The organism is Streptomyces sp. NPDC048192 (assembly GCF_043202415.1).
GTDB lineage: Bacteria > Actinomycetota > Actinomycetes > Streptomycetales > Streptomycetaceae > Streptomyces.
Genome location: NZ_JBIDAL010000007.1, coordinates 1 through 19163, shown reverse-complemented (window position 1 = coordinate 19163; position 19163 = coordinate 1). Strand labels below are relative to the sequence as shown.

Sequence of the window (19163 nt, the reverse complement as noted above, 5' to 3'; positions counted from 1 at the left end):
TGAGTGCCTGTCGAAACTAAATCTAGCCCGACAAGATTGTCAACAATTTTGTCTGAGCTTTTCGTGTCTTGCCCGGGCCGCGACGACCGGCGCAGTCTGGAGGTATGGCTGCTCAGGAGGGCCCCACGCTGATCGCTTCCGTGCAGCGGGCCTTCCGGCTGCTGGAGGCGGTGAGCGCGCACGAGAACGGCGCGCCGGCGAAACAGCTGGCCCGCGAGACGGAGTTGCCGCTGGCCACCGCCTATCACCTGCTGCGCACGCTGGTGCACGACGGCTATGTGCGCAAGCTGGACGACGGCGGCTTCGTCCTCGGCGACCGGCTGGGCTCCCTGCGGACGGCCGGCCGCGCACAGACCCTGCTCAGCCGGGTGCGCCCGGCGCTGGCCGCCCTCCGGGACGACCTGGCCACGGCCGCGTACCTCACCTTCTACGAGGAGGGCGAGATCAGGGTCGCCGAGATCGTGGACAGCCCGCGCACGCCCCGCGTGGATCTCTGGGTGGGCTTCGAGGACGCCGGCCACGCCACCGCCCTGGGCAAGTCCGTGCTGCGCGAACTGGACGAGGAGGGCCGCCGGGAGTATCTGTCCCGCCACCACCTGGCCGACCTCACCCCGCGGACGATCACCAGCCTTCCGGTGCTGCTCCGCCGGCTCGAGACGCCCCCGCTGGCGCCGGCCGTCACGGACCTGGAGGAGTACGCGCTCGGCACCGTGTGCGTCGCCGTGCCCGTCTACCGCGGCAGCACCCCCGGATCGCTCGGCGTCTCCCTGCCGGTGGAGCGGCAGGACCGGCTCCAGGAGGCCAGGGAGCGTCTGCTCCCGGTCGCGAGCCGGATCACCAGGAGCCTCTCGCTCACTATCTGAAAACCCGCTCCTTGTGACCGCCCTCACCCAGCGCTTTTCCTGGACGTAACCGACATTCCGGGCGAGACCCACCTACGGGAGAGGACTGCGGACGAGACATGCTCCAGGCCCCACACCATGGCGACCATGACGCGGCGAGGCGGCTGCCCGGGAAGGGTGCGGCCGCCGCCCGGAGAGCACTTGGCCGGTGTGCCGACGGGCACGTGGCCTCGGGCCTGCACATGCTGCCGGTGCTGGTCGTCGCCGTCATCGCCCTCGTGGACGTCACGTCCGGGGTGGGGATGCCCTGGCTGCCGCTGCTGGCGGCCGGCCCCGCGCTCGCGGCCTCCACCAACGGGCCGCGCGGTGTGCTCTGCGTCGGCCTGCTCGCCGGTGCGGTGGGCGTGGCGCTGGCCGTGCTGCACGCGGCTCCGGTGCGCGAGCCCGCGGCGGTGGTGTCCGTCCTGCTGGCCGTCACCACGGCGAGCGGCCTGGCCAGCGCGCTGCGCGCCCGCCGGGAGCGGGTGCTCGCCGCCGTCCGCTCGGTCGCCGAGGCCGCCCAGCACGCCCTGCTCCAGCCCGTCCCGGAGACCGTGGGCCCGTTCCAGGTGGCCGTCCGCTACAGCGCCGCGGCGGCGGAGGCGAGGATCGGCGGGGATCTGTACGCCCTGGTGCCCACGCCCTACGGCATCCGGCTGATCGTGGGCGACGTGCGGGGCAAGGGGCTGCCCGCCGTGGGCACCGCCGCCCTCGTGCTCGGAGTCTTCCGGGAGGCCGCCCATGACGAACCCGACCTGCTCGACGTCGTCACGCGGATCGAGCGGAGCCTGGCGCGCAACCTGGGCGCCGACGACTTCGTCACCGCCGTGGTCGCGGGACACACCCGGTCGGGCCACCTGGAGATCGTCAACTGCGGACACGCCCCGCCGCTGGTGATCTCCGCCTCCGGCCGGGTCCGGGCGGTGGAGTCCGACCGCCCCGCCGCGCCGCTCGGCCTGCGCGCCCTCTCGGGCGAGGCCCCCCGCCTGCAGCGTCTGCCCTTCGCGGTGGGCGACCAGCTGCTGTGCTACACCGACGGGGTCACGGAGGCCCGCGACCACACGCGTGCCTTCTATCCGCTGGCGGACGGCGTGGCCCGCCATGTGTGCGAGGACCCGGCGCGCACGCTCACCGCGCTGCACGACGAGCTGCTGGACCATGTGGGCGGCCGGCTGCACGACGACGCCGCCCTGCTGCTGCTCCGGAAGACCGCCGCGGAGGAGCCGGACCGCGCGCCCGCGTCGTACGAAACGGCGCTGCGGCCCTATGCCACCCGGGTCAGTACGTCTGACGCACGTCCAGTTCCGCCCACCGGGTGACGCCGTCGAGGTGGGTGCGTATGCCGTGGCGCGTCGCCAGGGCGTGGACGATCGCCTCGCCCCTGCCGTGCTCGTCGGGGTCGGCGCCGACGAGGGGCGCCGTGAGGGCGGGGCCCGCGTCGGCGACCTCGATCCGCAGTGTCCCGCCGCGCTCGCCCCGCACCCAGGACAGCCGCAGCACGGCCGGGGGCCGGGCGTGCAGGATCGTGTTGGTGACGAGTTCCGACACCACCAGCAGCGCGTCGTCGGCGAGGAGCGGACACACCCGCCAGCCGTCGAGGACCACCTCGGCGCGACGGCGTACGGCCGACACCGCCGCGGTGACGGGCGGCACCGGGCACACGTGTTCGTACGCCGCCTGAACCAGCGTCTTGAGCTGTGCCGCCATGTTCTCTCCCGAGGGTCTCTCCGGCCGGTCCGGCACGACATTTCCGGTCCTTTCCGGGCTCCCCAGCACGCTATGGAGACAAATCGGACCGGTCAATGAACGGCGGTCGGCATTACCGAACGCCCGCTGCTCCTCCCCCACGGGCAAGCCACCCGTGCGGGTAATAGGCTCGCTTCATGGCCGGACCGGTCCAGTCGATCGAACGGGCTGCGGCGATCCTGCGGCTGCTCGCCGGCGGGCCCCGCCGGCTCGGTCTCGGCGAGGTGGCGGCCTCGCTCGGGCTGGCGAAGGGCACCGCCCACGGCATTCTGCGCACGCTCCAGCACGTGGACTTCGTGGAGCAGGACGCGGCGACCGGGAAGTACCAGCTCGGCGCGGCCCTGCTGCATCTCGGCACCAGTTATCTCGACGTCAACGAGCTGCGTTCGCGCTCCCTGAACTGGGCCGACGCCCTGGCCGCCCGCAGCGGGGAGGCGGTACGGCTGGGCACTCCCCTGGAGGGCAGTGTCCTCGTCGTCCACCACGTGTTCCGGCCGGACGACACCTTCCAGACCCTGGACGTGGGCACGCTGCTGCCGCTGCACGCCTCCTCGCTCGGCAAGGTGCTGCTGGCGTTCGGCACCGCGAGCATCGAGGAGGCGCCCGGGCGGGGCCTGGAGGCGTACACCCGGCACACCCTGGTCGATCCCGAGCGGCTCGCCCGGGCGCTGGCGGAGGTCAGGGACCTCGGCTGGGCCGCCGAGGTCCAGGAGATGAGCATGGGCGAGGCGGGGATCGCCGCACCGATCCGCGGGCACGGCGGGCTCGTCGTCGGCGCCATCGGGCTGTCCGGGCCGGTCGAGCGGATCTGCGACGGCCAGGGCCGGCCGCGCCCGAGTCTGATCACGCTGCTCCGGGAAGCCGCGCGCGCGATCTCCCGGGACCTGGGAGCCGCCCGCTGGTAGGCCAGGACAGCCGCCCCTCTACCCGTCGGAAGGCAGACCCGATCATGGCTGAACGGTACGTAATGTCCATCGATCAGGGCACCAACTCCACCCGATGCATCCTGTTCGACCACCGCGGGCGGCTGGTCTCGGTCGCGCAGAAGGAACACCGGCAGCACTTCCCCCGGCCCGGCTGGGTGGAGCACGACGCCATGGAGATCTGGCAGAACCTGCGGCACGTCGTCCCCGAGGCCCTGGCCTGCGCCGGTGTCGACGCCGGGCAGGTCAGCGCCATCGGGCTGGCCAACCAGCGGGAGACGACGGTGCTCTGGGACCGGCGCACCGGCGCCCCGCTGGGCCGGGCGATCGTCTGGCAGGACACCCGCACGGCGCCGCTGGTGGACGCCCTCCGAGAGCACCCCGGGGAGGAGTTCTTCCAGCAGCGGTGCGCGCTGCCGCCCTCGACGTACTTCTCCGCGCTGCGGCTTCGCTGGCTGTTCGACCACGTCAAGGGCGTCCAGCAGCGCGCCGAGGACGGCGATGTGCTGTTCGGGACGATGGAGAGCTGGCTGATCTGGAATCTGACCGGCGGCGCCGCGGGCGGCCTGCACATCACCGACCCCACCAACGCCAGCCGCACGATGCTGATGAACATCCGCACGCTGACCTGGGACGACGAGCTGCTGGCCTTCTTCGGCGTGCCGCGCGCCATGCTGCCCGGGATCCGCCCCTCCGCGCAGCCGTACGCCGAGGCCCGCGCCCTGCTGCCCGGGGTCGCGATCACGGCCGCCCTCGGCGACCAGCAGGCCGCCCTGTTCGGCCAGACCTGCTTCTCCCCGGGCGAGGCCAAGTGCACCTACGGCACGGGCAGCTTCCTGCTGCTCAACACCGGCAGTGAACTCGTGCGCTCCCGGCACGGGCTGCTCACCACCGTGGCGTACAAGATCGGGGACCAGCGGCCGGCCTACGCGCTGGAAGGGTCGATCGCCGTCACCGGCGCGCTTGTGCAGTGGTTCCGCGACCGGCTCGGGCTGATCGGCAGCGCCCCGGAGATCGAGACGCTGGCGCGGACGGTCGAGGACAACGGCGGCTGCTACATCGTGCCCGCGTTCTCGGGCCTGTTCGCACCCCGCTGGCGCAGTGACGCGCGCGGGGTCATCGTCGGCCTCACCTCGTACATCACCAAGGGGCACCTGGCGCGGGCCGTGCTGGAGGCCACCGGCTGGCAGACCCGGGAGGTCGTCGACGCCATGAACGCCGACTCCTCGGTCTCCCTCAAGCAGCTCAAGGTGGACGGGGGCATGACCGCGGACAACCTGCTCATGCAGTTCGTCGCCGATGTGCTGGACGTGCCGGTGGTACGGCCCATGGTGGCCGAGACGGTGTCCCTGGGGGCCGCCTACGCGGCGGGGCTCGCCGCCGGCTACTGGCCCGATCTGGAGGTGCTGCGCCACAACTGGCACCGGGCTGCCCAGTGGCTGCCGGACATGGACCCCGGGCTGCGGGAGTCGGAGTACGACAACTGGCAGCGGGCCGTCGAACGCTCCCTGGGCTGGGTCCGGCCCCCGCGGCCGGGCTGACGCCGGCCCGCCGGCAGGCGCCGCGGGGCTCGGCGAGGCGCGGAGCACGGCCTGCGGCCCGCGGTCACGCCGGGGACGGCGGAGAAGGCCGGGGTGAGGTCCGCCGCCCGGCCCGGCCGACCGGGGCCAGCCACAGGCCCAGGATGGCGTCCGCGAGCCCCGCGGCCGCGTCCGCCCAGGTGGCGCGCGGGGTGGGGGCGCCCTCGGCGAGAGCGCGCTCGCGTTCTGCGCAGGTGTGCAGGATCAGCAGGCGGACCATCTGGCCGCGTTCGGCGCGGACCTCGGACGGCAGCTCCGGGAGGGTGCGGTTCAGCCCCTCGACGGCCTGCCGCAGCGCCGGCGAGGTCATGGACTCCTCGACCATGATCTGGTGCAGCGCCGGGTCGGTCATGACCTGGGCGCAGAACCGGGCGTACCAGGTGGGGCTGCCGAGCCCGGCGAGGTGCTCGGTCATGGGCCGTACCAGGCAGTCCACCCAGTCGCGTACATCGGTGGAGTCGCCCGCCGCGGTGAGGGCCCGCTCTCTGAGCACCTCGAGGCGCTCGGTGTGCCGGCGGGCCACCGCGCGGACCAGATCGGCCTTCGTGCCGAAGTGGTAGCCGACCGCCGCGTTGTTGCCCTGGCCCGCGGCCTCGCTGACCTGGCGGTTGGAGACGGCGTACACGCCGTGCTCGGCGAACAGCCGTTCCGCCGCGGTCAGAATGGCCTCCCGCGTAGCACTCACCTGCTCGGCCCGCGCCGTCCTGCGCGCCATGCTCACCACCGTTCCGGGACCGTGCACCGCCCCGGAACGGCCGGTCCCGCGCGCCGCCCCGGGCCCTCGACCGGGCGGCGAGGTCCAGCCGGAGAAGCCTACGGCGCGCGCCGGCCCCCACCTCGTACGGGCCCCGCGTGTGCCGCTTCTCCGGACCGCTACAGTAAGTCAAGCACTTGACTTAAAAGCTGGCCCCTTCTCGGCCGATGCCCGTTTCCCGCTCCTCCCGGAAGGTCTCTCCCATGACCGATGCCCCCGACCGGCCCGCCGAGGCCGGCGCAGTCCTGCCGCCGCGGCCCGGTGCCGTGGTGGCAGTGCTGGCCCTGGCCGGTATCACCGTGTCGCTGATGCAGACCCTGGTGATCCCGATCGTTCCGGAGCTGCCCGTCTATCTGCACGCCTCGGCTTCCGACGCCGCCTGGGCGGTGACGGCGACCCTGCTGGCCGCCGCCGTGGCCACTCCGGTGGCGGGCCGGCTCGGCGACATGTTCGGCAAGCGGCGTCTGCTGCTGGCCAGCCTGGTGCTGCTGGTGGCCGGTTCGGTGGTGTGCGCGCTCAGCGACGCGCTGGTGCCGATGATCGCCGGCCGTGCGCTCCAGGGGCTCGCCGCGGCCGTGGTGCCGCTCGGCATCAGCATCATGCGGGACGAGCTGCCGCCGGAGAAGCTGGCCGGCTCGACCGCGCTGATGAGCGCCTCGCTCGGGGTCGGCGGCGCGCTCGGGCTGCCCGCCGCCGCGTTCATCGCGGACCACTTCGACTGGCACGTGCTGTTCTGGACGTCCGCCTCGCTGGGCGTCGTCGCCTTCGTCCTGGTCCTGAGCCTGGTGCCGGAGTCGGGTGTGCGGACCGGCGGCCGGTTCGACCTGGTGGGTGCGCTCGGCATGGCCGTCGGGCTTGTCTCGCTGCTGCTCGCCGTCTCCAAGGGCGCCGACTGGGGCTGGGGCAGCGGCACCACCCTCGGCCTGTTCGCGCTCGCGGTGCTGGTCCTGGCTGCCTGGGGTCTCTTCGAACTGCGCACGTCCGCCCCGCTGGTCGACCTGCGCACCACGGCCCGCCGCCAGGTGCTCTTCACCAATCTGGCGTCCATCGCGTTCGGCTTCTCGATGTTCGCCATGTCCCTGGTCCTGCCGCAGCTGCTCCAGCTGCCCACGCAGACCGGTTACGGCCTGGGCCGGTCCATGCTGACCGTGGGCCTGGTCATGGCACCGCAGGGCCTGGTGATGATGGCCATGGCGCCCGTCTCCGCAATGATCACGAAGGCGCGGGGGCCGAAGATCACGCTGATGGCGGGGGCGTTGATCGTCGCCGCGGGCTACGGCCTGAACATCGTGCTGATGAGCGAGGTCTGGCAGCTGGTCCTGGTGTCCTGCGTCATCGGCGCGGGTGTCGGTTTCGCCTACGGCGCCATGCCGGCCCTGATCATGGGCGCGGTCCCGCCGTCGGAGACGGCCGCCGCCAACAGCCTCAACACGCTGATGCGGTCCATCGGCACCTCGGTGGCCAGCGCGGTCGCCGGGGTGATCCTGGCGCAGATGACGATCAGCCTCGGCGGCCACGCGCTGCCGTCCGAGAACGGCTTCAAGGCCGTCATGGCGGTCGGCGCGGGCGCGGCAGTCCTGGCCTTCGTCCTCGCCTCGTTCCTCCCCCGGCCCCGCCCGGCCGCCCAGGACCGGGCTCCGGCACCGAAGGAGCCCTCGGCGGAGACGGTCGGCTGACGCGGGGGCGTGGCCGCACAAGTGCGCCCGTGCGGCCACGCCCCGGTCACGGTCCCCGGACAGGATCGGCCCGGTGCCGCGGGATCCGTTCAGGGGAACCCGGCGGCGAAGGCGCGTGAGGGCGCCGGGAGTGGTCGAGATGTTCAGCCGTGACCGCCGTGACCCTGCCGCTGATCGCGCCGATGCTCGCCACCCCCGGCACGCTGCCGCCCGCCGCCCAGGACGCGCGGTGGGCGTACGAGACCAAGCAGGACGGGCAGCGGGTGATGGTCTATCTGCCGGGTGACGGCAGCCTGCTGCTGCGCGCCCGCTCGGGCGAGGACATCACCGCGGCCTATCCCGAGCTGCGGCCGGTCGGCGCGGCGCTGGGCGGCACGCCCGCCGTGCTGGACGGCGAGGTGCTGGCCCTGGACGAGCACGGGCGGGCCGACTTCCAGCTGCTGCAGAGCCGGATGGGCCTCGCCCACGCGCCCGCGCGGGCGGCGCGCCGGGCCGCCCAGGTGCCGGTGCACCTGGTGCTGTTCGACGTGCCGTACCTGGAGGAGCCCCTGCTGCGGCTGCCGTACGCACAGCGGCGCGCCCGGCTGACCGGGCTGGGCCTGTCGGGGCCGTACTGGTCGACGCCGGGCGCGGTCACCGGGCACGGCGCCGAGGCGCTCGCGGCGACCCGGGAGCACGGCCTGGAGGGCCTGGTGTGCAAGCGGCTGGACTCGGTGTACGAGCCCGGGGTCCGCTCCCGCGCCTGGATCAAGATCCGGAACATGCGGGCCGAGGACGTGATCGTCGGCGGCTGGCTGCCCGGCAAGGGGCGGCTGAGCGGGCTGCCCGGCGCCGTGCTGGTGGGACAGCGCGACGCGGCCGGCCGGCTGCGGTACGTCGGCGGGGTGGGCACCGGCTGGAGCGAGGCGGAGCGCGCCGAACTGGCCCGGTTGCTCGCCGAGACGGCGAGCCGGCGGTGCCCGTTCGAGCCGGCGCCGCGCGTCCCGGACGCGCGCTGGGTGCGGCCCGTGCTGGTCGGCGAGGTCAGCTACAGCACCCGTACCCGGTCGGGGATGCTGCGCCAGCCGTCGTGGCTGCGGCTGCGCCCCGATCTGCCGCCGGAGGAGTCGGCGGCGGACCTGCCCGGGGACGCCGGCTGAGCCCGCGGGGTCTATCGTGTGCGCATGCCGGTTCCCGAACTGATCCGTGTCGTCTCCCGTGACTCCCCCATGGCGCTGGCCCAAGTGGAGCGGGTGCGCGCCGAGTTGGCCGTGCTGCACCCGGGTGTGCGCACCGAGGTGGTGCCGGTGAAGACCACCGGCGACAAGTGGCTCGGCGATCTGTCCCAGGTCGAGGGCAAGGGGGCGTTCACCAAGGAGGTCGACGCGGCCCTGCTGGCCGGTGAGGCCGATCTCGCCGTGCACTGCGTCAAGGACGTGCCCGCGGACCGGCCGCTGCCCGCCGGGACGGTGTTCGCCGCCTTCCTCAAGCGGGACGACGTCCGGGACGCGCTGGTCCACCCGGACGGGCTCACCCTGGACGAGCTGCCGGCCGGCACCCGGATCGGGACCTCCGCGGTGCGCCGGATCGCGCAGCTGGCGGCCACGCATCCGCACCTGGAGTGCGTGCCGTTCCGCGGCAACGCCAACCGCCGGCTGGAGAAGCTGGCCGCCGGGGACGCCGACGCGCTGCTGCTGGCGGTGTCCGGTCTGGAGCGGATCGGCCGCACGGACGTGATCAGCCAGGTGCTGTCGCCGGAGGAGATGATGCCGCCGATCGGCGCGGGCATCCTCGCTCTGCAGTGCCGCGAGGACGACACCGCGGTGATCGACGCGGTCAGCGGGCTCGGCGACCCGGACACCCATCGGGAGGCGACGGCCGAGCGGATGTTCCTGCATGTGCTGCAGGGCCACTGCAACAGCCCGATCGCCGGGTACGCGCGCGTGGACCGCAGCGGGGAACTGTCCCTGCGCGCCTGTGTGTTCACCCCGGACGGCAAGACCCGGCTGAACGCCCACGAGTGGGCGGGCCGGCTCGACCCGGCCACGCTGGGCACCTCGGTCGCGGTCGCGCTGCTGCGGCAGGGCGCGCGGGAGATCATCGACGGCATCCCCCACTGACCGCACCGCCCGGACGGGCTCTGCGCGATCCGGCCGCTGCGGGACGGGCCGTACGACGGCCCCGTCCCCGGGCCCGAAGGGGACCGGCCCCGGTCAGGCGGTGCCGGGTTCCGTCTGGTCCCTCAGGTCCTGCAGGAAGGCGCTGACCTGGTGGGCGAGTCCGCCCTGGCCGGCGGCGCAGGCCGTCGCCGCGCTGGTCTCCAGCACGCCGATCCCCCCCGTCCACAGCCGGCGGTCGGCCCACTCCTCCTCGACCCGCAGCTGCACCTGCACGTCCACGTGGCTCAGGGCGGCCTCGGGGGCGGCGGCGTAGACCACGGCGGTGGCCCGGCGCAGCGGGTAGACGTCGAAGCCCTCGATGAACTGGGAGTTGCGCCAGTCGATGAACGCGCCCTCGCCGTCGGGGCCGACCCGGACGTCGATCTGACCGTCCTCCAGGTGGACTCCCAGGGGCCGTGCGCCGCGGTTCTCGACCGTCACCCGGACACTGAAGTACGTCAGCCCGGCGGCGGCGTCGTCGCGTCCGCGTGGCGGCTCCGCGGCCTCCAGGCGGTGGACGCGGACCCGCAGACCGGCGTGCTCGTCGTACTCGTGCCAGTCCCCGACCACGTTCGGCTCGTACACAGTGCCCCTCTCGACCTTCGAGAGCTGCTGTCTATCTGTGTGCTCAGCGCACTGTCAAATGAGCGGAATGCACTGTGGCCAGGGGGTTCGCCCGCTTTGATCGCTGATCAAGCGCTGCGCAGGAAGGATGCGTGCGCGGCACCCGAGGGCGGGGTGCGGGTGCGTGCCGCACATCACGTCCGCGCCAAGATCACCGGGCGAGCCGGCCGAGCAGCGAGGAGGCCGCGGTGATGCCGAGCGCGGCGGCCACCACCAGCACCGCGAAGTCGGCGCCGAGATGCGCATGCGTGCCGAGCAGCAGACCGCGCAGGGCGTCGACCTGATAGCTCAGCGGGTTGACCTTGCTGACGGCCTGGAGCCAGCCCGGCATCACCGAGACGGGGTAGAGGGCGTTGGAGCCGAAGAACAGCGGCATGGTGATCGCCTGTCCGAAGCCCATCAGCCGGTCGCGGCTGAGGACGATGCCGGCGATGGTCATCGACAGACAGGAGAAGAAGACGGAGGCGAGGGCCACCGCGAGGGCCACGCCGAGCAGCTTCAGCGGGTTCCAGGTCAGGGCGACGCCCAGCACGGCGGCGATGACGATCACGACGATCGCCTGCACCAGCGACTTCACGCCGGCCGCGAACGCCTTGCCGGTGATCAGCGCCGAGCGGGGGGTCGGGGTGACGAGGAGCTTGTTGAGGATGCCCGCGTCGCGCTCCCAGATGATCTGGATGCCGTAGAAGATCGCGATGAACATCGCCGACTGGGCGATGATGCCCGGCGCCATGAAGTCGATGTACGGCACACCGCCGGTGGGGATCGCCCGGATCCTGGTGAAGGTCTGACCGAAGATCAGCAGCCAGAGGGCGGGCTGGACCGCGCGGGTGTACAGCTCGGTGCGGTCGTGGCGGAGCTTTTGCAGCTCGACGGCGCACAGGGCGACGACACGGGCGGGCAGCAGCCGCCAGCCGGCGCGCGGCACGGGCGGGGTGAGCAGCAGGGCGGTGTCGCCGCCTGGGGCGGGGTCAGCCGACGCGGCGCGCGGTGCGGCGGGTGCTGCGGACATCGCGGAAACCTCCTCCGGAGTGGTCGTCGAGGCCGCTGCCGGCGACGTCCCGGAAGACGTCCTCCAGCGTGGGCAGGGTGTCGGTGCCCTGGCGTTCGGCGAGGCCATGGCGCAGTTCGGCCGGGGTGCCGAGGGCACGGATGCGGCCGCGGTGCATCAGGCCGACGCGGTCGCAGTACTGGTCGGCCTCGTCCATGTAGTGGGTGGTGACGAGGACGGTCATGCCGGTGGCCGCGCGGACGGCGTTGATGTGCTCCCACACGCCGGTGCGGGCGATCGGGTCCAGGCCGATGGTGGGCTCGTCCAGGATCAGCAGCCGGGGCGCGCTGACCAGGGCCTGGGCGAGTTCCAGCCGGCGGATCATGCCGCCGGAGTAGGTGCTGGCGAGCCGGTCGGCGGCGTCGGCGAGCCCGACGGCGGCCAGCGCCTGGCCGACCCGCGCGGCGCGCTCCTTGCGGGGCACGTCGAAGACGCGGGCGAACAGGGCGACGTTCTCCCGTCCGGTGAGCCCGCTGTCGGCCGACAGCTGCTGCGGGACGTAGCCGAGCAGCCGGCGCACCGCCATCCGCTCCTTGGCCGCGTCGTGCCCGAACACGCCGACCATGCCGGCCGGCACCGGCAGCAGCGTGGTGATGCACCGGATCGCGGTCGTCTTGCCCGCGCCGTTCGGCCCGAGCAGCCCGAACACCTCACCCTCCCGCACCACCAGGTCCAGCCCGTCGACGGCCCGGGTGTCACCGAAGGCGTAGACGAGCCGCGTACAGCTGACGGCGCCGACACCGGCTGCGGGCGTGTCGGCCGTTCGGGTGATTCCGGGGGCCTCGGCGGTCGGCCCGGACGTGTCCTGGGCGTCGGCCGCGCCTGGCGTCCTCGGGGTTCCGGTGGCGCCGGACCTGCCCTCGCACGTGCTGCTGGTGTCGCTCGTCATGGCTGCTCCTGGACCGTCATGAGTGCTGCTGGGCCCTGTGCGGTGATCGTCGGCCTCCGTCATGGATCCTCAGTCTCCTCGTGCAGACCGGCGGCCAGCCTCCGCAGCGCCGGGAGGGCCGCGCGCAGGGCCTCACGGTCGGCGTCGTCGAGGCGGGACACGTGCCGGCCGATCAGTTCGGCCCGGCGCCGCTGCCAGTCGCCGAGCCGCTTCTCGGCGGCACCGGTCAGCCGCAGCCGTGCCGCGCGCCGGTCGGCGGGATCGGTCTCGCGGAGCAGATAACCGCCCCGGACGAGCTGGTTGACCAGGGTGGACACGGAGTTGCTCGCCAGGTGCAGAGCCCGCGCCGCGTCCGAGACGCCGATGCCCGGCCGGGACTCGACCAGCCGCAGCAGCTCCACCTCGGCGCCGCGCAGCCGGGGCCCGCTCATGCCGCCGCGCAGCCGTCGCCGGATCAGCCGCTGGATGCGCACCAGCGCGTCTGCCAGTTCCTCGGAGAAGGTCTCGGACACACCGAGAAGATTACCTCTGTTACAGAGATACTTCGGCCAAGGGAAGACCAAGAACCGGGACCCCGACAAACGTCCTGTTTACGACGATTTGTTTGGTGATGTCCGAGAGCGGGAAAAGGACATACAGTGCTTCGGACCGGAGGCATCTCCGTGGGAGCCGGCGATGCCGGCCGCCCCGTTCCCCTGTCCACGGTCCGAGCGCGCCTCCCACGGTGTCTGTACATCCAGCACCTGCCGAGAGAGGTGCGCACCATGAGTGTCACCGGTAGCACGACCTCCCACCCCCACGACGACGCCCCCGACACGGCCGAGTCCTTCGAGCGGCTCGCGACGCTGCCCGACGGATCGGAGCGGCGGGCGCTGCGCGACGAACTGGTCCGGGTGTGGCTCCCCATGGCCGAGCGGATCGCCGTGCGGTTCCGCGGCCGCGGGGAAGCCCTGGAGGACCTGTACCAGGTGGCCGCGCTGGGGCTGGTGAAGGCCGTCGACCACTACGACCCGTCCCGCGGCCGCGCCTTCGAGGCGTACGCCGTGCCGACGATCACCGGTGAGATCAAGCGCCACTTCCGCGACCACATGTGGACGCTGCACGTCCCGCGCCGGGTGCAGGACCTGCGCAACCGGGTCCGCTCCGCCGTGAAGGAACTCGCCCAGAGCACCTCCGGACGCCCGCCGTCCGTGGCGGAGATCGCCGCGTACACACGGCTCACCGAGGACGAGGTGCGCACGGGCATGGAGGCGCTGGAGTGCTTCTCCGCGCTGTCCCTGGACGCCGAGGTGGCCGGCACCGACGGCTACGCCCTCGGGGACTCCCTCGGCGGACCCGACCCCGGTTACGACCTCGTCATCGACCGCAACGCCGTCAAGCCGTGCCTGGAGGCCCTGCCCGAGCGCGAGCGGATCATTCTCTACCTGCGGTTCTTCCGCGGGATGACGCAGAGCCGGATCGCCCAGCAGCTCGGCATCTCGCAGATGCACGTCTCCCGCCTGCTCAGCGGCTGCTTCGACCGGCTGCGCGAGGAGCTGCTGGCGGAGGCCCGCTGAGCAGCCGTACCCCGCACGCGCCCGGCACCGGCACCGGCACGGCCCGGCCGCTCACTCCTCGACGGCGCCGGGCACCTCGGTGGGGCCGTAGCGGTCCAGCGCGTCCTCCAGCTCGGCGCGGATCTCGGGCGGGATGTCGCCGCGGCGCGCCCAGACCAGAATCAGCTCCGCGACGTTGCGGAGCTTGATGTTGGTGTGCTGGGAGACCTCCTTGAGCACCTCCCAGCCCTGGTCCGGGGTCACTCTGCCCCAGGCCACCACCATCCCGATGGCCTGGTCGACGACCGCGTGGGAGGTCACGGCCTCCTTCAACTGGTCGACCTCCGCCTGCAGCTCCGACAGCCGGTCGGACTCGCTCGCTCCCATGCCCCCATGGTCCTCGGTGGCCTGCACCGATGCCACCCGGGGTACTCGGCATGCGCCCGACCCACCCACGGCCGGACACCGGGTGCTCAGCCGGTGGCCGCCCGGCTCCGAGATCAGGACGCGACGCACATGAACCACAACGCCCCCGCCGGTGGTGACCCGCGGACACGAGACGTCGTCTCCACCCGCTCCGTCTTCGGCGCGCCGTGCTGGGTGAGTCTGACCAGCCGTGACCTGGAGGCCACCCAGGAGTTCTACTCGGCCGTCCTCGGCTGGCGCTGGCGCGGCGTCAAGCTCGGCGAGCACTTCCGCATCGCGCTGGCGGACGGGGTGCCGGTGGCCGGGATCGCCGCCGTTGCCGCGATGTGGCAGATGGCGGTGGCCTGGACGCCGTACTTCGCCGTCCCGGACGCCGACGTGGCGGTGTCCCGGGCCCGCGAGCGGGGCGGCACGGCGGCCGTCGGGCCGCTGTCCTTCCCACCGGGCCGGGCCGCGCTGCTCGCCGACCGCGACGGGGCGACGTTCGGCATCTGGCAGGGGGAACTGGTCGCCAACTGGGAGACGTGGCGGCGGGCGGCGCCGACGTTCATCCGGCTGCACACCCGCAACGCCTTCGACTCGGCGATCTTCTACGGCGAGATCCTCGGCTGGGCGAGCGGGCTGCCGGGCTGCTGCGAGGTGGAGTACGAGGGCGGCGAGGTGGTGCTGCGCAGCCAGGGCGACGTCGTGGCGCGCATCGACTCCGGCGCGGTGGAGGCGGCCCCGGACCCCTCGGTACGGCCGCACTGGCAGATCCACTTCGCCGTCGCGGACGTCACGGGCTGCGCCCGCGCGGCGGAGAAGCACGGCGGCAGCGTGCTCCGCGAGAGCGAGGACGAGGCGATCCTGCGGGACCCGGACGGCGCCCAGTTCACGGTGACGTCACGCCGGGCCCGCTGAGCGCCCGCCCGCCGTGGCGGGCGGGCGCCGGCGCTCAGCCGTCCGCCCGCGACGGTCTCGACAGCAGGACCAGGCTGCGGGCCTCCACACGGAGCCGGGTGCCGGCCTTGCGTTCGCGTTCGTCGGGGACGCCGTCCGGGTCGGCGGTGTCCACCAGGGTCGTCCAGCACTCGCCGAAGGTGTCGTCGGGCAGCCGGAAGTCGACCGGCTCCCAGTAGCCGTTGACCAGCAGCAGGAAGGAGTCGTCGGCCATCCGGCGGCCGTAGGCGTCGCGTTCGGCGATGGCGTCACCGTTGAGGAACACCCCGACCGAGTGCGCGTCGCCGCGCTGCCAGTCACGGTCCGTCATCTCGCGGGCGTCCGGCCTGAGCCACATCAGGTCGGGCAGCGGCTGACGGTCGTTGGTCGCGGTCTCGCCGCGGAAGAAGCGGCGGCGCCGCAGCACGGGGTGCGCGGCGCGCAAGGCGATCAGATGCCGGGTGAACTCCGCGAGGCGGCGCTGCTCGTCGGTCAGCTCCCAGTCGACCCAGGAGATCTCGTTGTCCTGGCAGTAGGCGTTGTTGTTGCCCTGCTGCGTGCGGCCGAGTTCGTCGCCGTGGCAGAGCATCGGGATGCCCTGCGACAGCAGCAGCGTGGCCAGCAGGTTGCGCTGCTGGCGGGCGCGCAGTTCGCGGACGGCCGGGTCCTTGACGGGGCCTTCCGCCCCGCAGTTCCAGGACCGATTGTGGCTCTCGCCGTCCCGGTTGTCCTCGCCGTTGGCCTCGTTGTGCTTGTCGTTGTACGACACCAGGTCGCGCAGCGTGAAACCGTCGTGCGCGGTGACGAAGTTGACGCTCGCGCGCGGTCGGCGCCTGCTGTGCTGGTACAGGTCGGAGGAGCCGGTCAGCCGGGAGGCGAACTCGCCGAGCGAACCGGGCTCCGCCCGCCAGAAGTCCCGTACGGCGTCCCGGTACTTGCCGTTCCACTCCGACCACAGCGGCGGGAAGTTCCCGACCTGGTAGCCGCCCTCGCCGACGTCCCAGGGCTCGGCGATGAGCTTGACGCGGCTGATCACCGGGTCCTGCTGGATCAGGTCGAAGAACGCCGACAGCCGGTCCACCTCGTGGAACTGCCGTGCCAGGGTGGCCGCGAGGTCGAAGCGGAAGCCGTCGACGTGCATCTCGGTGACCCAGTACCGCAGCGAGTCCATGATCAGCTGCAGCACGTAGGGGTGCCGCATCAGCAGACTGTTCCCGGTGCCGGTGGTGTCGTAGTAGTGCGCCCAGTCGCCGTCGACCAGGCGGTAGTAGGAGGCGTTGTCGATGCCCCGGAAGGACAGGGTGGGGCCCATCTCATTGCCCTCGGCGGTGTGGTTGTACACCACGTCGAGGATCACTTCGAGGCCGGCCGCGTGCAGCGCCTTCACCATGGCCTTGAACTCGTTGACCTGCTGGCCCCGGCTGCCGAAGGCGGCGTAGGCGTTGTGCGGGGCGAAGAAGCCGATGGTGTTGTAGCCCCAGTAGTTGGACAGGCCCCGGTCCTGGAGCACGCCGTCGTGCACGAACTGGTGCACCGGCATCAGCTCCACCGCGGTCACCCCGAGCGAGGTCAGGTGCTCGAGGACGGCCGGGTGGGCGAGGCCGGCGTAGGTGCCGCGCAGCCGCTCGGGGACCTCGGGATGGGTGCGGGTCAGGCCGCGCACATGGGCCTCGTAGATCACCGAGTCCGCGTACGGCGTCCGGGGCGGGCGGTCGTCGCCCCAGTCGAAGTACGGATCGGTGACCACGCCCAGCATCGAGTGCCCGGCGCTGTCGTCGGGGGCGGGGCCGTCCGGGTTCCGCTCGTACAGCGAGGGGTGGTTGTCGATCTGGCCGTCCACCGCGCGGGCGTACGGGTCGAGCAGCAGCTTCTTCGGATTGCACCGGTGGCCGAGGGAGGGCTGCCAGGGGCCGTGCACCCGGTAGCCGTAGCGCTGGCCCGGTGCGATGCCCGGCAGATAGGCGTGCCAGACGAATCCGTCGACCTCGTGCAGCCGGATCGGGGTCTCGGCGCCGGCGTCGTCGACGAGGATCAGGTCGACCCGCTCGGCCACCTCGCTGAACAGGGCGAAGTTGGTGCCCTGGCCGTCGAACGCGGCGCCCAACGGGTAGGGCTGCCCGCTCCACACGGGCAGCCCTTTCCGTCGCCTGCGGGCGGTCACCGGCTGCCCTCCAGGGCGTCGGCCGGTACGGCGGACGCGGCGGCCGGCGCGGCGAGCGCGTCGTCCATGGCCGCGGCCGGCGCGGCCAGTACGGCCACCCGCTCCTCGCGGGGCACCTGAAGGCCCGTCCGCAGCGTGGGCGCGGGGGCGGTCGGCACCAGCGGGACGCGCTGGCCGGCCCGGGCGCGCTGCGAGAACCAGATGATCTTGCTGCCGGTGTCCGAGGCGCAGCAGCCCCAGCCGTCGCTCATGGCGGCGATGTCCGCCAGGCAGGAGCGCAGGTCCTGGTCGGGGCGCAGATCCGGGTCGTCTCCACCGAAGGCGGTGATGAGGTGCTGGCCGTTCCACCACATCTCGATGGAGGTGTGCTTGTCCTTCGCGTGTTCGTCGATCGCCCGCAGCAGCATTTCGGCGCCGCGGCAGACGGGATCCGTCAGGTTCTCGAGATCCCAGTAGCGGAGGTGGGCGGCCAGGATGCGGCTGACCTGTCCCACCCGTTCCGGGCTGACTTCCACGTCGAGGTGGTAGTAGCAGGGCACTGCGGTCTTCATTGTCGCTTGCTCCTCACCGGCGAAGCTCTCGCTCCCCTCGCCCGTCCGGGAGAGTTCCCGGATGCCCGTCCGGGACGGATACCCGGACACACAGCGTGAGCGCTGATCGCTTCTGAGTCACCTCCACGGTGAGGGCGCTACGCCATTCGTGCAACACGAGGGCCCGACACACACCCCTCGTTGAAGATCCAACAAGACGCTGCGTCGTCGTCCGTGCACCATAAGTGAAAGCCTCGATCGCCGTAACGGTGCCGCGCGCTTCCGTGCGCGGACGCCACCCGACAGTCGGGAACGCGCCCAGTCGAGAGCGTGGAAGGTGAAGAGGGCAATGCTGCTACCCGCCAAGGCCGAAGTGGCCCGGGCGTTGCGGCGTTACCGGGCGTGGGAGCGCGTGATGCTCGCCTCGCCCCACGACCGCACGGTCCGGGCCACCTTCGAGGACTCGGGCTACACGCTGTGCGTACTGATGGGCAAACGCTGTGCCCGCGAGGCCGCGGACGCGGCGGAGCGCTATCTGCGCACCAGTCTGGTCACCTACCTGCGCGAGCAGGACGGACGGCCGCGGCCGCGCCGATCGGCCAGAAGAGCGCCGCCACCGGAGCGGCGTTCCACGGCGCCAAGCCCCTGACCTGGCACCGTAACAAGGCGTTCCCCCGGGGACCGGCGCACGTCGGTCCCTCTCGGATCGCGGAGCCGGGCCGGGTGCCCGGCTCCGCGCACGGCGGAGGTGAGATACATGCGCAGGACCCCGGCCATCGGCCGTGTACCGGTACGCGACGTCCGGCCGGCCGTGGAGTGCGGCAGGCGCCCGGCGAAGGCGGTGGCCGGCGAGACCTTCCAGGTCACGGCCACCGTGTTCCGTGAAGGGCACGATGCCGTGGGCGCCAACGTGGTCCTGCGCGATCCCAAGGGCCGCCGTGGCCCGTGGACGCCGATGCGCGAACTGTCGCCCGGCAGCGACCTGTGGGGCGCGGAGATCACCCCGGACGCCACGGGCCGTTGGACCTTCCGCGTGGAGGCGTGGAGTCATCCGCTGGCCACCTGGCGGCACACCGCCTCGGTCAAGGTGCCGGCCGGAATCGACGTCGGGCTGGTGCTGGAGGAGGGGGCCGAGCTGTACGAGCGCGCCGCCGCCGGAGTGCCGAAGGGCCCGGAGAGAAACGTTGTCCTCGCCGCCGCGCGGGCCCTCGGGGACGACTCCCTGCCGGTGCACGAGCGGCTCGCGGCGGCGCTGGCGCCGGAGGTGACGGACGTGCTGGCCCGTCATCCGCTGCGGGAGCTGGTGACCGCTTCCGATCCGATGCCGCTGC

Annotated in this window: 20 protein-coding genes; 11 read left to right on the top strand and 9 right to left on the bottom strand. The window is 72.8% G+C overall.

Annotation, left to right across the window (positions count from 1 at the left end; translation table 11 throughout):
* Window positions 1-104: 104 nt before the first annotated feature.
* Complete coding sequence (locus ACGFZN_RS15815; RefSeq protein WP_393859028.1) at window positions 105-863, top strand: IclR family transcriptional regulator; 759 nt, start codon at window positions 105-107, stop codon at window positions 861-863.
* Window positions 864-961: 98 nt separating this feature from the next.
* A complete protein-coding gene (locus ACGFZN_RS15810) occupies window positions 962-2200 on the top strand; it encodes a PP2C family protein-serine/threonine phosphatase (protein WP_393859027.1) in 1239 nt (412 codons plus the stop codon).
* On the opposite strand, the gene ACGFZN_RS15805 is transcribed toward ACGFZN_RS15810, so the two are convergent.
* Window positions 2160-2588 carry an ATP-binding protein gene (locus tag ACGFZN_RS15805; protein WP_393859026.1) on the bottom strand — a complete coding sequence of 143 codons (429 nt, stop codon included), beginning with the start codon at window positions 2586-2588 and terminating at the stop codon, window positions 2160-2162. The two genes, ACGFZN_RS15810 and ACGFZN_RS15805, sit on opposite strands and share 41 nt — an antisense overlap.
* A gap of 176 nt (window positions 2589-2764) precedes the next feature.
* Here ACGFZN_RS15805 and ACGFZN_RS15800 point away from each other — a divergent pair, with 176 nt between their 5' ends.
* A complete protein-coding gene (locus tag ACGFZN_RS15800) occupies window positions 2765-3532 on the top strand; it encodes an IclR family transcriptional regulator (protein WP_393859025.1) in 768 nt (255 codons plus the stop codon).
* Window positions 3533-3576: 44 nt separating this feature from the next.
* Window positions 3577-5091, top strand: coding sequence for a glycerol kinase GlpK (gene glpK / locus ACGFZN_RS15795; RefSeq protein ID WP_393859024.1), 1515 nt, complete (start codon window positions 3577-3579; stop codon window positions 5089-5091).
* Between the two features lie 64 nt (window positions 5092-5155).
* Here the strand turns inward: glpK and ACGFZN_RS15790 are convergent, their stop codons facing one another.
* Entirely contained in the window at window positions 5156-5845 is a 690-nt protein-coding gene (locus ACGFZN_RS15790; protein ID WP_393859023.1) for a TetR/AcrR family transcriptional regulator, read from the bottom strand.
* A 242-nt stretch (window positions 5846-6087) separates the two neighbouring features.
* Here ACGFZN_RS15790 and ACGFZN_RS15785 point away from each other — a divergent pair, with 242 nt between their 5' ends.
* The 3 genes from ACGFZN_RS15785 to hemC all read left to right on the top strand — a co-directional run bounded on the left by ACGFZN_RS15785 (window position 6088) and on the right by hemC (window position 9659).
* Window positions 6088-7560: an MFS transporter gene (locus ACGFZN_RS15785; RefSeq protein WP_393859022.1), complete on the top strand. Its 1473-nt coding sequence runs from the start codon at window positions 6088-6090 to the stop codon at window positions 7558-7560.
* A gap of 158 nt (window positions 7561-7718) precedes the next feature.
* Window positions 7719-8699, top strand: coding sequence for an ATP-dependent DNA ligase (locus ACGFZN_RS15780; protein WP_393859435.1), 981 nt, complete (start codon window positions 7719-7721; stop codon window positions 8697-8699).
* Between the two features lie 18 nt (window positions 8700-8717).
* Entirely contained in the window at window positions 8718-9659 is a 942-nt protein-coding gene (hemC, locus tag ACGFZN_RS15775; protein WP_393859021.1) for a hydroxymethylbilane synthase, read from the top strand.
* Between the two features lie 93 nt (window positions 9660-9752).
* Here hemC and ACGFZN_RS15770 read toward each other — a convergent pair whose 3' ends face one another.
* The 4 genes from ACGFZN_RS15770 to ACGFZN_RS15755 form a co-directional block, all read right to left on the bottom strand.
* Window positions 9753-10283, bottom strand: a complete 531-nt coding sequence (locus ACGFZN_RS15770; RefSeq protein ID WP_393859020.1) for a hypothetical protein — start codon at window positions 10281-10283, stop codon at window positions 9753-9755.
* Window positions 10284-10473: 190 nt separating this feature from the next.
* Window positions 10474-11334 (bottom strand): ABC transporter permease, encoded by an 861-nt coding sequence (locus tag ACGFZN_RS15765; protein ID WP_393859019.1) that lies wholly within the window; start codon window positions 11332-11334, stop codon window positions 10474-10476.
* On the bottom strand, window positions 11294-12262 hold the full coding sequence (locus ACGFZN_RS15760; RefSeq protein WP_393859018.1) for an ABC transporter ATP-binding protein: 969 nt from the start codon (window positions 12260-12262) through the stop codon (window positions 11294-11296). The genes ACGFZN_RS15765 and ACGFZN_RS15760 overlap by 41 nt, the downstream gene beginning before the upstream one ends.
* A 59-nt stretch (window positions 12263-12321) precedes the next feature.
* Window positions 12322-12774, bottom strand: coding sequence for a MarR family winged helix-turn-helix transcriptional regulator (locus tag ACGFZN_RS15755; RefSeq protein ID WP_393859017.1), 453 nt, complete (start codon window positions 12772-12774; stop codon window positions 12322-12324).
* Between the two features lie 252 nt (window positions 12775-13026).
* On the opposite strand from ACGFZN_RS15755, the gene ACGFZN_RS15750 reads away from it, so the two are divergent.
* Complete coding sequence (locus ACGFZN_RS15750) at window positions 13027-13818, top strand: RNA polymerase sigma factor SigF (RefSeq protein WP_393859016.1); 792 nt, start codon at window positions 13027-13029, stop codon at window positions 13816-13818.
* A gap of 51 nt (window positions 13819-13869) precedes the next feature.
* Here ACGFZN_RS15750 and ACGFZN_RS15745 read toward each other — a convergent pair whose 3' ends face one another.
* Complete coding sequence (locus ACGFZN_RS15745) at window positions 13870-14184, bottom strand: ANTAR domain-containing protein (RefSeq protein WP_393859015.1); 315 nt, start codon at window positions 14182-14184, stop codon at window positions 13870-13872.
* 129 nt (window positions 14185-14313) lie between these two features.
* Between ACGFZN_RS15745 and ACGFZN_RS15740 the strand changes: the two genes are divergently transcribed.
* Window positions 14314-15123: a VOC family protein gene (locus tag ACGFZN_RS15740; RefSeq protein WP_393859014.1), complete on the top strand. Its 810-nt coding sequence runs from the start codon at window positions 14314-14316 to the stop codon at window positions 15121-15123.
* Window positions 15124-15157: 34 nt separating this feature from the next.
* Here the strand turns inward: ACGFZN_RS15740 and glgX are convergent, their stop codons facing one another.
* The gene (gene glgX / locus ACGFZN_RS15735) at window positions 15158-17302 is read right to left on the bottom strand and encodes a glycogen debranching protein GlgX (RefSeq protein ID WP_393859013.1); all 2145 of its coding nucleotides are present in this window, start codon (window positions 17300-17302) and stop codon (window positions 15158-15160) included.
* Window positions 17299-17853, bottom strand: coding sequence for a pep a2 (locus tag ACGFZN_RS15730; protein WP_393859012.1), 555 nt, complete (start codon window positions 17851-17853; stop codon window positions 17299-17301). Before ACGFZN_RS15730 ends, glgX begins: the two co-directional genes overlap by 4 nt.
* A 328-nt stretch (window positions 17854-18181) precedes the next feature.
* Here ACGFZN_RS15730 and ACGFZN_RS15725 point away from each other — a divergent pair, with 328 nt between their 5' ends.
* On the top strand, window positions 18182-18481 hold the full coding sequence (locus ACGFZN_RS15725) for a DUF5133 domain-containing protein (protein WP_330341786.1): 300 nt from the start codon (window positions 18182-18184) through the stop codon (window positions 18479-18481).
* A gap of 108 nt (window positions 18482-18589) precedes the next feature.
* Window positions 18590-19163: maltotransferase domain-containing protein (locus ACGFZN_RS15720; RefSeq protein ID WP_393859011.1), on the top strand; the 574-nt coding region annotated here is incomplete at its 3' end.